This window comes from Bacillus taeanensis, from assembly GCF_003318295.1.
Taxonomy (GTDB): Bacteria; Bacillota; Bacilli; order Bacillales; family UBA6769; genus Maribacillus; species Maribacillus taeanensis.
Genome location: NZ_QOCW01000009.1, coordinates 84,588 through 98,694 on the forward strand (window position 1 = coordinate 84,588; position 14,107 = coordinate 98,694).

Below are 14,107 nucleotides of genomic sequence, written 5' to 3' on the forward strand. Positions count from 1 at the left end.
CTAATAATTGTTATATTAAGTTTCCTTCACAACGTTTAACTGTCTTCCTCACTTTTGTATTCTAAAATATCTCCAGGCTGACATTCTAAAGCCTTACAAATTGCCTCTAAAGTAGATAATCGAATCGCTTTTGCCTTTCCATTTTTCAGTATAGAAAGGTTCGCCATTGTTATTCCAACCTTCTCAGAAAGTTCTGTTACGCTCATTTTCCTTTTTGCTAACATCACATCAATATTGATTATAATTGCCATTATTATTCACCTCAGACCGTTAAATCGTTTTCTGATTTTATATCAATTGCTTCTTGCAAAAGTTTTTGGAGAACAGCCGCAAAGACTGAGATAACCATCGAAGCAAAAGGAACAATCAATCCGACAAAGATAACTCCTGGTGCATCGTCTACTTCCGCAAAGATATAGAAGAGCGGCCAAACTAGCACATGCAAAATACTGATTGTGATTGCACAGTATTTGATTTTCTTCAAAGCTTTTACAGATAAATCGGAGAAAGCTTTATTTTTGTCAATATAGATTAAGAGTTTAAAAGCCTGATACAAAGCAAAATAAAAAGGTATTGCCGATGCATCAAAAACGACGAAAACGAGATATTTTATAAAAGCAAACTCTGGAAGCAATTTTGCTGCAAGATTCGCCATCTCAGGCACCAAAAAGATGCACAGAGCAAGAACTGGGACTCCTAAAAGAATAACAGCTATTTTTAAAAACAACGTTGTTACTTTTCCCATAAAACGCACCTCACTTATTTATTCTGATTTTGATTTTAATATACATTTTATCGTTTTACAATAAATTTTTATTAATTTTAATAACATTTTTATTGTTATTTTTTAAACAAAAATAAAAAGCATTCCTTATTCAAAGAAATGCTCTATAACTTTAAACAATTAAATTTATAACTTGTACAGCTAACTTCTTTTAAAATTCGAAGAAACATGATATCAAACCCATTATCATATAGCTTTGGAGCCTCTAAATGAACGTCTTTTTTTGTAAAACCTTTAGGAATAGCGGCACCTTCACTCTCGAAGATTTTTTCCATTTGCATAACATAATGGTCAAGTTCTTGCCAACACCCTCCCATAATATTCATGGCATGTTGGTCATCAGCTTTTGCTATGAAATATTCTAATACTCTAAGGATAAGTGTTTTCTCTTGGTATGTAAGCCACAGAGTTCCAAGTTCTGATGAGCTAATCGTATTTTTTTCATCATTTTTATTACACACCCTTTTATCATCTACTTTTTTTACATTTCCCTCTATGGTTGAAAATATTCATTTAACGAAATATTATGTTTCAAGCCATGTGGAATTTTCTCTTGTTCAACTAAATGGTGCTTTAATAGAATAAAGGGTCTTCCTAAAGAAAGCGACTATATGTAAAATTCTATTCATATCTTGCAAATAATCGCTTTTTTCTTATACAAAAAATATACTGCCATTTATAGCATTGATTAAATGCTAAATACAGCAAGTGAAATATCTTAACAACATAATAGAACAGGATCATCGATTCATTAAGAAACGAGTCCTTACTATAGTTAGGTTTCAAGGCTTTCGACACAGCTACATCCATTCTTTCGGGAGTAGAAGCCATGCATATGATCAAAAAAGAACAAGTTGATTTACGGAATCAGTCTGTCCAAAATTAGAAAGAATTCATCCATCAATTGTTTGGGCTTGCAGCATGAGATAAAATTTCGCTAGGAATATATGCGCTTTATTCTCTTTTATTTTATCTTTGCAGCAGAACCGGCAATTCGATAGCGAATCCTTTTGATTATTTGCAGTAAATCACGACAACGTCAGTTATATGGTATAATAATATCAAGTAGCAATTTATACGTTAAGTACTCTACTAGGTTCCTATCCTACGTTTATGTTATGTTCAAGCCAGCATATGCATGATTGAACCTTTAAGTGAGTGCTTTTTATTTTCTTAAAAAGTATTCAGCATTAAAAGTTTATTTTTAGGGGGTATGAATAAACGATGAATTTATTAGACATGCTTCATGCTTACCAAGAAGAGGAAGAAACTTTGCATTGGGAAGGCTCTTTTGGAGATTACTTAGAACTAATTAAAGAAAACCCGCGTATTGCTATGCCAGCTCATACTAGAATTTATGACATGATAAAAGCAGCCGGAACAGTGCAACATGAACAGTATACCGAATATAAATTTTTCAGCAAAAACCTCTTTGGTCTTGATGAATCTATCGAAAAGCTTGTTGACGAATATCTCTACCCTGCCTCGAGAAGACTTGACGTAAGAAAAAGACTGCTTCTGTTAATGGGACCTGTAAGTGGAGGAAAATCAACCATTGTTACAATGCTTAAAAAAGGTTTAGAACAATTTTCACGAACAAAGGATGGCGCCGTTTATGCTATAAAAGGCTGTCCAATGCACGAAGAACCTCTTCACCTGATCCCTGAACAGCTAAGAGCAAATTTCGAGCAAGATTTACAAGTTAAAATTGAAGGAAATTTATGCCCTATTTGCCGGATGCGAGTGAAAGAAGAATTTAATGGAAACATAGAAAATATGCCCATTGAACGCATTATCTTTTCAGAGGAAAACCGTGTTGGAGTTGGTACATTTGCTCCTTCAGATCCAAAATCACAAGATATCTCAGATTTAACAGGCAGCATTGATTTCTCAACAATCAGCGAATATGGCTCAGAATCTGATCCAAGAGCCTATCGTTTTGATGGGGAATTGAATAAAGCAAACCGAGGCTTAATGGAATTTCAGGAAATGCTAAAATGCGATGAGAAATTTCTTTGGAATTTACTTTCTCTTACCCAAGAAGGAAATTTTAAAGCAGGAAGATTTGCATTAATTAGTGCTGATGAACTGATTGTTGCCCACACGAATGAAACTGAATACCGCCATTTTATTAGCAATAAAAAAAATGAAGCACTCCACTCCCGTATTCTCGTTATGAAAATCCCCTATAATTTAAAAGCAAGTGCTGAGGAAAAAATCTATGAAAAACTTATTGGTCAAAGTGACTTAAAACACGTCCACATCGCTCCATATGCTTTAAAAACTGCCGCTATCTTCTCTGTTCTTACAAGACTTGAGCCTTCCAAAAAAGCAAATGTTGATCAACTAAAAAAGATGTATCTTTATGACGGAGAAATACTTGAAGGATATATGAATAAAGACATTGAGGAACTTAAAAAAGAAGCAAAGAACGAAGGAATGTTTGGCATTGATCCCCGTTATGTAATAAACCGCATTTCAAGCGCTTTATTAAAGGGAAATAAAACATGTATTAATGCGCTTGATTTATTAAAAGCATTAAAAGATGGACTTGAGCAACACGCTTCCATCTCAACTGAAGAAGTGGAGAGAATGATGCAGTTCATCACAATTGCAAGACAAGAGTACGATAAACTTTCCAAAAATGAAGTGCAGCGTGCTTTTGTTTATTCATTTGAAGAATCTGCTAAAAGCCTGCTTGATAATTATCTTGATAATGTAGAAGCATACTGCCACAGCAATAAAATGCACGATCCTATTACTGGAGAAGAAATTGACCCGGATGAGAAATTGATGCGGTCCATTGAAGAACAAATTCAAATCTCTGAAAATGCAAAAAAAGCTTTTCGCGAAGAAATATTAATACGTATTTCTTTATACGCTCGTAAAGGAAAAACATTTGATTATACCTCTCATGAAGGATTAAAAGATGCGATTGAGAAAAAATTATTCTCAGACTTAAAAGATGTTGTTAAAATTACTACCTCTTCAAAAACGCCAGATGAAATGCAGTTAAAACGTATTAATGAAGTTTCAAAACGTTTAATGGACAGCCATGGATACTGTCCGACATGTGCCAATGAACTTCTTCAATACGTCGGCAGCTTACTAAATCGATAGGGTGATGAAAATGGAGATGAAACCACTTTTTATACTATCGCGCGACGACTGGTCACTTCACAGAAAAGGCGATATTGATCAGAAACGTCATAAACAGAAGATAAAAGATGCGATTAAAAGAAACCTTGCTGATATTGTAAGTGAAGAATCAATTATTATGTCTTCAAATTCCGAAAAAATTAAAGTACCTATTCGCTCTATTAAACAGTATAAATTTCGTTTTTCTTCAGATGATCAGCAAAGAGTTGGTCAAGGAAACGGGGATTCAAATGTCGGTGATGTCCTCGGCCAAAGTGAAAAAGGAGAAGCACAGCAAGGTAAAGGAGAAAAGCCTGGTGATCTAGCTGGAGAAGACTATTATGAAGCAGAAGTAAGCATGGATGAAATTGCAGAACTTATTTTTGAGGATTTGCAGCTCCCAAATTTGAAAGAAAAGCAAAAAAGCGAGCTTACCCATGAAGAAATCTCATTTAATGATATTAGAAAGCAAGGAATTATAGGAAATATTGATAAACGGCGAACAATCTTTGAAACCATTAAACGACAATCAAGACATAAAACACAAAACACTGGCCTTCAAATTACAAAAGATGATCTGCGTTTTAAAACATGGGAAATACAAGAGAAACCGACGACTAATGCTGTTGTACTGGCGATGATGGATACGTCAGCCTCTATGGGAACATTTGAAAAATATATTGCCAGGAGCTTTTTCTTTTGGATGGTTCGTTTTTTAAGAACAAATTATCAAAAAGTTGAAATCGTCTTTTTAGCGCACGATGCTGAAGCAAAAGAAGTATCCGAGGAACATTTTTTCACAAAAGGTGAAAGCGGCGGTACGAAATGTTCTTCTGTTTATAAACTTGCAAATGAAATCATCGACAGCCGCTATCCGCAAGAAGCATATAATAATTATGCATTTCACTTTTCTGATGGTGATAACTGGTATGCAGACAATGAAAAAACTATTCAGTTTGTCAAAGAACTAATTAAAAAATGTAATATGACAGGTTATGGTGAAATCAATCCCTTTAATCGCTCGTCAAAGCTTTCGGCAGAAATGAATAAAATAACTGATCCCTCATTTATTACGAGCAGCATTCGAGAAAAAAGTGATGTCTATAGTGCTCTAAAATCTTTTTTCGGCGACAAAATGAAAGCCGCATCGCAATAATGGAGGTGCTTTGATGAAAGAAAAGGAAATGATTGATTTAACGGAAAGTATTGATAAAATTACTACTATTGCATCAGAGAAAAGCCTTGATTTTTTCACAATGCGCTATGAAATTTGTCCATCAGATGTTCTCTACTCTATAGGTGCTTATGGAATGCCTACCCGTTTTTCTCACTGGAGTTTTGGAAAAACATTTAGTCGAATGAAAATGGATTATGACTTTAACTTAAGTAAAATTTATGAACTTGTTATTAACTCTGATCCATGTTATGCATTTTTACTCGAAAACAATACACTTATTCAAAATAAACTAATTGCTGCACACGTTCTTGGACACAGCGATTTTTTTAAAAACAATGTTTATTTCTCTCTAACAAATCGTGACATGGTCAATACAATGGCCCTTTACGCAAAACAAATTCATGAGATGGAATTTGAATACGGGTTAACAGATGTGGAACATACGCTTGATGCAGTGCTCGCCATTCAAGAGCATATTAATCCTTGGTATGCTTATCATACTGGGGGACCTCAAGGCGTTAAATCAAATGATAAACATGCTCATGAGGAAAAAGATCTCTTATCCTTTATCGCTGAAAACAGTAAATCATTACAATCATGGCAAAAGCAGATTGTGTATATGCTCCGGGAAGAAATGTATTACTTTTGGCCACAAATTGAAACAAAGATTATGAATGAAGGCTGGGCAACATATTGGCATATTCGAATTATGCGGGAACTTGAGCTTTCAGAGGATGACCTCATTAACTTTGCAAAAGTGAATGCGAGCGTTATCCGCCCTTCCCCCCACGGCATTAATCCTTACTTTTTAGGGTTAAAAATGTTTGAATCCCTTGAAAAAAACTATGGACAAGCCTTTCTTTTTGAAGTTCGAGAAATGAATAATGACCTCTCCTTTCTCCGTAATTATTTGACAAAAGACCTTATAGCAGAAACAGATATGTATTTATACGGCAAACGCGACAACAGTTATGTGATTACAAATAAAGAATGGAATACTATTAAACAAAATTTACTTTCCCAAAAAGTAAATGGCGGCTTTCCCTATTTAGTTGTTCTTGACGGTGATTATAATCAAAATGGAGAATTGTTAATTAAACATAAACATGAGGGAATTGACCTTGATCTTAGCTATGTTGAAAAAACATTACCTTATCTAACCTTTTTATGGGGAAAACCTGTCTATCTAGAAACCATTGTAAGCGGAAGAACAAAAACATTTATGTGCAAAGGGAACGAACAAGTAGAAGCTGTCTAAAACTAAGCTGGAGAAGGTGGTGATCATAAAAGGGTGTCCTTAAAGAAAGCTTGCTTGTAGGTAAGATTTAACTTGTTTGCTTTATGAGTATGTATTTATACCAAAAAAAATAGATGAAAATAATAAAAGTCCCTCTTCCTAAAAGTGAATGGAAGAGGGATCTTCTTATAATGGAGCAATTTCGTATATTTAAAAAGAAAGATATATGAAGAACATGTTGATAATACTAAAATAAGAAAAGTGTTGAAGGACGGCTTATTAAGCTCCTAAAGTACTGAAGCCACAGGATATTCTTCTAGTTCTTCTAATTCACGATACTGTTCTTTTACAAAGTTGTACAAATGATTCTCAATATCCATCATTTGTCCATCAATACTAACCACATTTCTTATTTCTTCTAAAAAACATAAACCCTTGAGTAACTTATAATGCTCTTCAGTCGATTCTAAAATCACTTTCATCTCCTCCTTTCTTAAAATTTTTTAAATTCAAATGATAAATCTATTTGTTAAGAACGCTAAAAATAATAAGAGCTAGGACACAACCGGTTACACTTTAACAACCTATTCTTAGATCCTAATATGACTGTTTTTCTTTATACAAATTATGCCCCCTACCCCCTAAGGTAAGAATGATACTGCCTCTCTAAATACTTCTCGAAATCACATCCATTTTACTCCAATGTAGAAACGAGTGGTATCTTTGAAGAAATTATGCGAATTTCAGATTAACATGGCCCCGTTTTTATATAGAATTTCGCTAATTTAAATGTGATTTTTCTTATGGTTCTGTCCCTCTCTCACTATTTTTAGATTCTACATTTATAATTATGATTCACTTTGTTATGATTGACCACTCATTTGTAACATTAAATGACAAATTATTCTAAATTTTTTGTTTATTTTAAAGTAATAATCACTTTTTTAGGGATTTTCTAACTAGATGCATTCAAAATTTATCGAATTTAATAGAATTATAGAAGTTTTTTAACATGAACTTTATCAAACTAAATCATACTCAAATCTACCTCTACTAAATCTAATTATAAAAAGGATGATAAAAAACATAACAAAATTAGCGTTTATCGAATCAAAGCATGCTAATATCAAAATAAGCCATGAAAAATTCCCCTTTAAATATTAGATTTCTTCATTCCACGTTTAGAGGAGGTGACTGATTAGGGTAATAAATTATACTCTGAATAATCAAAATATTAAAATATAATTAGATTTACATAAATTTATCTTCTCGGAACCATCAATTCACATGGCAAACTAACAAAAAACACATGACATTTCCTGGTGGAAATGTCATGTGTTTTCATCTAAAGTTTAATTGTTTTACACTCTTAAATTCATCATTATTAAGTTAGAATTGTACTTACTTCGCTAATTTTAAAATATGATGAACATCATCTTCATAAAGCTTCACAAAGTTGCCGAGCGGGCCTCTTTCTGTACCTTTTTTCGACATTTCTGCAAAATGCTCTTCACCGATGTTTGCTTCCTGAAGTGTGACCGGCATGCCGATTGAAGAGAAGAATTGTTCTGTTTTTTCAATGCCTTTTAGCGCGGTTTTTTCAAGATCATTTAAATCGATTTCAACGTCCCAAACGCGATTAGCAAATTGGACAAAGCGGTTTATGTCGTGCTTGTACACATATTTCATCCATGCTGGGAAGACGATCGCAAGGCCTGCGCCGTGCGCAATATCATAAATCCCGCTAATTTCATGCTCGATGTCATGACTTCCCCAGTCACCAATGCGTCCTGTGCTTAATGAATCATTATGGGCCACTGTTCCCGCTAACATAATTTCTGCACGTGCATTATAGTTCGTTGGCTCTTCTAGTACTGTATGTGCATGATTAATGATTGTTTTTAATGCTGCTTCACATAAACGATCTGTAAGATCAACATTTTTTTCATTTGTAAAATAACGTTCTAAAATATGTGCCATCATATCCGTAATGCCGCAAGCTGTTTGATAAGAAGGCAGTGTATATGTAAGTTCTGGGTTTAAAATTGCAAACTGAGGTCTCATTGAGTTATGACCTGTTGCGCGCTTGTACCAGCCCTCTTCATTTGTAATAACTGTTCCCCCGCTTGTTTCACTTCCAGCAGCAGGAATAGTTAATACAACCCCAAGCGGTAAGCAGTCTGTTACGACGCTTTCCCCTGTAAAGAAGTCCCACACATCGCCATCATATTTCACACCAGCGGCAATTGCTTTCGCAGAGTCAATCACACTTCCGCCGCCGACTGCTAAAATAAAGTTGATTTCATTTTCCTTACAAAGCTTCACGCCTTCTCTTACAAGACTTACGCGAGGATTTGGCTTTACACCGCCAAGCTCGATAATTTCAATGCCCTGCTCATGCAGTGATTTTACAACGCGATCATATAAGCCGCTTTCTTTAATGCTGCCGCCGCCATAATGCAAAAGAAGCTTTTTCCCATAAACAACCGCTTCTTTTCCGACTGCTTCTTCTGTGTCTTTACCAAAAATAAGCTTTGTAGCGTTTTGAAATTCAAAATTTTGCATATTCTCCACCTCCATTTTCAATAGTAATTTTTTTTATGCGTAAAAGCAAGCGTTTGCACTCAAGTTTTCTAATTGACATGAAGAATTAAATTTTATATACTTACCTTTGTAATTAGTATGTATAGCAACTAAAAGTGAGGGATCTCTTTGAAGCTTTTACAAGAGTATATCAGTATTAAAATTCATCAAACTGATTTAAATCTTACGAGCTTTATTAAGTCACAGTTAGAGCCCTTTAACCTTGCACCGGAGCAAAATTTAGTGATGATGCTGCTGTGGGAAAAAGACGGACTAACGCAAAATGAAGTTGCTCAAAAGCTGGATAAAGATAAAACAAACATTGCAAGAATGGCTTCTAACCTTGAGAAAAAAGGGTTGATTAAGCGAATTGGCTGTCCAAATGACCGCCGTTCTGTAAGACTTTATCTGACACCATGTGGGAAAAAGCTTGGTGAACAAGTACTTCCAATCGCCGAAGAGTTTGATAAAATCGTGTGTAAAGGTCTTTCAAACGAAGAAGTACAGCAATTAGAAAGACTTCTTTCAAAAATTAATAAGAATGTCCACACATAATCTTTTAAGGACATTCTGCTCTTATAGTTGCTGTAACAACTTATTTTTTTGAACAAAAGGTTGCTATAACAACCTTTCAATTTCAATATTTTATTTTATGGAGGTTTTATAAATGGCAAACGTATTATTTATTAAAGCAAATAATCGACCAATGGAACAAGCGGTGAGCGTTATGCTTTATCATACGTTCCTTGAAAGCTACAAAGAGTCTCATCCTGAAGATACAATGATCGAGCTTGATTTATTCGAAGAAAATTTACCTTATTATGATAATGAGAAAATTACGGCAATGTTTAAGCTGGCAAAAGAAATGGAATTAACGCCTTCTGAACAAGAAGCAGCGAATTTAGTAACGAAATATTTAAATCAATTTCTTGAAGCAGATAAAGTTGTGTTTGCCTTCCCGCTTTGGAACTTTACAATTCCTGCAGTTCTGCACACGTATTTAGATTATTTAGCACAAGCAGGCAAAACGTTCCGCTACACAGCAGAAGGTCCTGTTGGCTTACTAACTGACAAAAAAGTTGCGCTGTTAAATGCGCGCGGCGGTGTATATTCAGAAGGTCCAGCGCAAGCTGCTGAAATGGCTGTCAATTATGTAAAAACAATGTTAAACTTCTGGGGCGTGCAGGATCTAACATCTGTCGTTATTGAAGGACATAACCAATTCCCTGATCAAGCGGAAGAAATTATTGAAGAAGGTTTAGTAAAAGCTACAGCAGCTGCTAACGAATTTTAATAGTGATAAAGAGGTTGATGCAATAGGTTTGTACCCTATTGCATCAGCCTCTTTTTTCGTTAAAACACTACTGATAGTTTTTTTCATTTAAGTAAGGAAAACACGGATACACTACCTTATTTTCTACATGATTCGGTTTAATTACCAACTCTTTATAAAATTTTTCACTTATAAGCTCGACACTGTTTATAGCGCTTCCATCGTAATGGATTGGCTTTTCATCCTTATTTTTCATTTATTTCCACTTCTCCTGTTTCTACCATTTAATTATACTAAATATTAACAAAATATGAAATAAAATTTAATCCTTTTTACTTAGTTATGATGATTTTCCCTAACTCTTCATATTCATGAAAAGAGTTTATTTGGTAAATAATACTTAGCATAAAGGAGAGATGATCATGACGGGCTTATTAATCAAATTAGTTGTATGTCCAATTACCGTGATTTTTGCTTCATACTTATTTCCAACGATGAGTTACGACACAATTTATCAGCCGATCATTGTTGGTCTAGTGTTAGCTTTCGCAAGCCATATGATGGAGTTATTTTTGTTAAAGCCAGGGACATTTTGGATTAGTACATTTGCAGATTTTATCGCGGCAACCATTATCGTTTATGTGATTTCAATGTTTTTTGAAGGAGCATATGTACCATTTGTCGCTGCGTTATTTACCGGTTTTTTACTTGCGGTAACAGAATATTTCCAGCATCAATGGCTTTTGAAATACGGAAAAACATTAAAAGGTGGACCTGTTTATCGATAACAGGTTCACTATTAAAAAGAGCTGCAGAGGTTTGCAGCTCTTTTTAGGTTTCTAAATCTCCAACAGCGGCAGCTTAACGGTTACGGTGGTTCCAATCCCCTCTTCCGACTCAATTAAAAATATGCCGCGATGCTTTTTTACAATTTGATTCACAATCGCAAGTCCAAGTCCTGTGCCACCGTCTTTTCGAGTTCTTGCTTTATTGACGCGATAAAAACGGTCGACAACTTTTGGAAGATCTTCTTCTGAAATTCCCGGTCCTAAATCTTGAATCGTAAAAACGGCAGAAGATTGCTGTTGAGACAATGAAATAAATAGTTCTTTTCCTTCAAGAGTATAGCGAATTGCATTATCAAGTAAATTACTTATAACCTGTTCGAGGCGATCGGCCTCTCCTTCTATAATAATGTCATCATCTAATTGTTCCTGAATCTTAATGTTTTTTTGTTTTGTAATCAGCTCATAGCGTTCTAAGACATCAAGCGTTAACTGCGCAAAAGACAGTGGTTCATGTTTCATCGGATATGAATCGCCTTCTAACTGTGCAAGATCAAGTAAATCATTTACTAACCGCTGCAGTCTGCTTACTTCATGATGAATAATATTCATATATTTATTTCGGTCTTCGTTGTCGACTACAACACCATCACGAATCGCTTCTGTATATCCTTTTATATAACTAAGCGGTGTGCGCAGTTCGTGGGAAACATTTTGTAAAAACTCTCTTCGCTGCTGCTCTACTTTTTCTAAAGAAGATGCAAGACTATTCAATGATTGGGAAAGAGAGCCTATTTCATCGCGTGTCTTAATATGAATACGCTGCGTAAAATCTCCGTCCATCATTTTATGTGAAATCACTTCCATCTTTTTCAAAGGAGAAATGAGATGATCGGATATTTTACGCCCACCGACTATAACAATTAAGAGAACAAATACGAGCGCTAGTAAAAGCAAAAGCCGAATCGATTGAAAAGGTTCATAAACAACCTCAAGCGGCATATATAAAAAAATGGCTCCTTGTAACAGCTCCTCTTGCAGCAAAGGAATCGTTACTGCGAGAATATCTTGATTAAACCTTGGATGCTCCCGGATCATAATCACTTCTTTTCCCGCTAAAAGCTGCTGCCTTTCTTCAAACGTAATTAAGTTGGTATTAAAATACTCATCATAGGGCACTCCCGCACTTAACAGCATTGGATCGTCTGTAAAAATCACTTTCCCTTCAGAGCCTTCGTCTGTCCATTGAACCCGCTTTAGAAACTCTTCTCCTTTTCCATTTTGATCATACACGGCTTCTAATCGTTTACCCTGCATAAGCAATAATTCAATTTGCTTCTCTACATAAAATTTTTCATATAAGTAAAACGTTAAGCCAATACCGGTAAGAATTGTAAAAAGTGAAACAATGGAGAGCGTCATCCAAATTTTTTGTTTTATTCCTAGTCTTCGAATTTGTACCCAACTCCCCATACCGTTTTAATGTACTCACCGGCACTTCCTATTTTTAATCGTAATGTTTTAATATGGGTATCAACCGTCCGCGTTGTTCCTTTGCTTTCCATCCCCCATATACGATCAAACAAATGCTCTCTTGAAAAAACCTGCCCTTTATTTTCTACTAAAAAGGCTAATAGATGAAATTCTTTACGCGTTAAATTCACATCATCTTGATTAACTTTTACGGAATAACGATTTATATCAATTAATAATTCATTACATGTAAGAAACGATTGTGAAGCATTTTTAAAATGATGCGTTCGTCTTAACAATGCTTCAACGCGGGCAATGAATTCTTTCGGACTAAAAGGCTTTACCATATAATCATCTGCACCGATTTTAAGTCCATGAATCCGGTCCCATTCATCACCTTTTGCCGTAAGCATCAGAATTGGAATCGTCGATTTTTCACGTATTTTTTTACATGCTGTAAATCCGTCCATACGAGGCATCATAATATCTAACACAACAAGATCGACACTCTCTCGTTCTACCTGCTTTACAGCTTCATAGCCGTCCTGTGCTTGATAAACACTATATCCTTCTTTTTCTAAATAAGATGTTAACAGGGAAACCATCTCAGCTTCATCATCTGCGATTAAAATGCTATATCCGCTCATTTATTTTCCCCTCCAAAAATCATCATGTGAGGACTGTTTCCTACGTTTAATTCTTTTTCTAGTTTAAAGGACTCCCGATTAATAAAGGAAAGCGTATTTTCATCTAAGCTTGTTACATAAAGCATGTTTTCATCACCCGTAAGCGCATTTGGATTACTTCCAACTGAAATAACTTCGTTCACAATTCTTGTCTTCTCATTAATTTCAAACAATTGATGGGAGCCGTGACAAAGCACATAAACAGCAGCATTTTCTGAATCACTGTAAAGATCAACAGGCATTAACCCAACTTCAATTCGGTCAATTTCTTCTCCAGTTTCAGGATTGTATATATAAACAGCACTGTTTAACTCTCCATAAGCTCCGTGTCCGCCAACCCATAGGTATTGTCCATCAAATAACAATCCGTTTGGCCGCCCCACAACAGGAAAACTGGATACTACTTCTTTTTGATGAATATCAATAACAGATACAGTCCCGCTTTTTGTATTTGCAGCATATAAGTAGTTTTTTACTGGATTCAATGCCATGGATAATGGAAATTCATCCACTGAAACACTAGCTGTTACGTGATTAGTTTCAACGTTTAAAAAATGGATGTTGTTATTCGCACTGTCAGCTAAAAAAAGAAGCTTATTTTTAGAGTCATACAGCATTTTATTCATTCCTTTTCCTACTTTAGCGATTCGCTCAACATTTCCATTTTCTAAAGAAAGCTTATATAAATATTCCTCGTTTTCCCCTGCTAAAATAACATGTTCTTTATTAATTTTTTTCATATCTGTGATCCTATTTTCGATTTCAGTTGTTTCAATAACTTTTTTATCATTTAAATTAATATAAGATAACATCGGCTCTTTTAAATGCGACAGCAGTAAAACATCATCCACTGAGTCTGGAACTGAAATGCTTTCTTGCTGACAGCCAAAAAGCAGCAGGAAAAACGAAACCATTACGAACAGCCATCTATGTTTTTTCATAAAAGAACTCCCCACTTAAATAAACTCATT

At 35.0% G+C, this 14,107-nt stretch carries 14 protein-coding genes and 1 pseudogene; 7 read left to right on the forward strand and 8 right to left on the reverse strand.

Annotated elements, in window-relative coordinates; translation table 11 throughout:
- Positions 1 to 35 precede the first annotated feature (35 nt).
- From DS031_RS10470 to DS031_RS10480, 3 genes are all read right to left on the reverse strand, one after another.
- Positions 36 to 251 (reverse strand): helix-turn-helix domain-containing protein, encoded by a 216-nt coding sequence (locus DS031_RS10470; RefSeq protein ID WP_113806024.1) that lies wholly within the window; start codon positions 249 to 251, stop codon positions 36 to 38.
- Positions 252 to 262: 11 nt separating this feature from the next.
- A complete protein-coding gene (locus DS031_RS10475; protein ID WP_113806025.1) occupies positions 263 to 745 on the reverse strand; it encodes a DUF2975 domain-containing protein in 483 nt (160 codons plus the stop codon).
- 143 nt (positions 746 to 888) lie between these two features.
- Positions 889 to 1,245, reverse strand: coding sequence for a DUF3231 family protein (locus DS031_RS10480; RefSeq protein ID WP_113806026.1), 357 nt, complete (start codon positions 1,243 to 1,245; stop codon positions 889 to 891).
- 238 nt (positions 1,246 to 1,483) lie between these two features.
- Between DS031_RS10480 and DS031_RS10485 the strand changes: the two are divergent.
- The 4 genes and pseudogenes from DS031_RS10485 to DS031_RS10500 form a co-directional block, all read left to right on the forward strand.
- A pseudogene (locus DS031_RS10485) lies at positions 1,484 to 1,670 on the forward strand (DDE-type integrase/transposase/recombinase); the annotation flags it as partial.
- A gap of 338 nt (positions 1,671 to 2,008) precedes the next feature.
- A complete protein-coding gene (locus DS031_RS10490) occupies positions 2,009 to 3,904 on the forward strand; it encodes a PrkA family serine protein kinase (protein WP_113806027.1) in 1,896 nt (631 codons plus the stop codon).
- A 10-nt stretch (positions 3,905 to 3,914) separates the two neighbouring features.
- Entirely contained in the window at positions 3,915 to 5,078 is a 1,164-nt protein-coding gene (yhbH, locus tag DS031_RS10495; protein ID WP_113806028.1) for a sporulation protein YhbH, read from the forward strand.
- A gap of 13 nt (positions 5,079 to 5,091) precedes the next feature.
- The gene (locus tag DS031_RS10500; RefSeq protein ID WP_113806029.1) at positions 5,092 to 6,357 is read left to right on the forward strand and encodes a SpoVR family protein; all 1,266 of its coding nucleotides are present in this window, start codon (positions 5,092 to 5,094) and stop codon (positions 6,355 to 6,357) included.
- 266 nt (positions 6,358 to 6,623) lie between these two features.
- On the opposite strand, the gene DS031_RS10505 is transcribed toward DS031_RS10500, so the two are convergent.
- Together DS031_RS10505 and DS031_RS10510 are read right to left on the reverse strand one after the other, a co-directional pair.
- Positions 6,624 to 6,812: a hypothetical protein gene (locus tag DS031_RS10505; RefSeq protein WP_113806030.1), complete on the reverse strand. Its 189-nt coding sequence runs from the start codon at positions 6,810 to 6,812 to the stop codon at positions 6,624 to 6,626.
- Between the two features lie 925 nt (positions 6,813 to 7,737).
- Positions 7,738 to 8,901, reverse strand: a complete 1,164-nt coding sequence (locus DS031_RS10510) for an iron-containing alcohol dehydrogenase (protein WP_113806031.1) — start codon at positions 8,899 to 8,901, stop codon at positions 7,738 to 7,740.
- 147 nt (positions 8,902 to 9,048) lie between these two features.
- On the opposite strand from DS031_RS10510, the gene DS031_RS10515 reads away from it, so the two are divergent.
- The 3 genes from DS031_RS10515 (at position 9,049) to DS031_RS10525 (ending at position 10,980) form a co-directional block, all read left to right on the forward strand.
- A complete protein-coding gene (locus DS031_RS10515; RefSeq protein ID WP_113806032.1) occupies positions 9,049 to 9,474 on the forward strand; it encodes a MarR family winged helix-turn-helix transcriptional regulator in 426 nt (141 codons plus the stop codon).
- Positions 9,475 to 9,586: 112 nt separating this feature from the next.
- On the forward strand, positions 9,587 to 10,213 hold the full coding sequence (locus tag DS031_RS10520) for an FMN-dependent NADH-azoreductase (RefSeq protein WP_113806033.1): 627 nt from the start codon (positions 9,587 to 9,589) through the stop codon (positions 10,211 to 10,213).
- Between the two features lie 401 nt (positions 10,214 to 10,614).
- Entirely contained in the window at positions 10,615 to 10,980 is a 366-nt protein-coding gene (locus tag DS031_RS10525; RefSeq protein ID WP_113806034.1) for a DUF2512 family protein, read from the forward strand.
- 51 nt (positions 10,981 to 11,031) lie between these two features.
- On the opposite strand, the gene DS031_RS10530 is transcribed toward DS031_RS10525, so the two are convergent.
- The 3 genes from DS031_RS10530 to DS031_RS10540 are packed head-to-tail and all read right to left on the reverse strand — an operon-like array spanning position 11,032 to position 14,077.
- Positions 11,032 to 12,450: a sensor histidine kinase gene (locus DS031_RS10530; RefSeq protein WP_245947337.1), complete on the reverse strand. Its 1,419-nt coding sequence runs from the start codon at positions 12,448 to 12,450 to the stop codon at positions 11,032 to 11,034.
- Positions 12,420 to 13,097 (reverse strand): response regulator transcription factor, encoded by a 678-nt coding sequence (locus tag DS031_RS10535; RefSeq protein WP_113806035.1) that lies wholly within the window; start codon positions 13,095 to 13,097, stop codon positions 12,420 to 12,422. The genes DS031_RS10530 and DS031_RS10535 overlap by 31 nt, the downstream gene beginning before the upstream one ends.
- Positions 13,094 to 14,077, reverse strand: a complete 984-nt coding sequence (locus DS031_RS10540) for a YncE family protein (protein ID WP_113806036.1) — start codon at positions 14,075 to 14,077, stop codon at positions 13,094 to 13,096. Before DS031_RS10540 ends, DS031_RS10535 begins: the two co-directional genes overlap by 4 nt.
- Between the last annotated feature and the right edge of the window lie 30 nt (positions 14,078 to 14,107).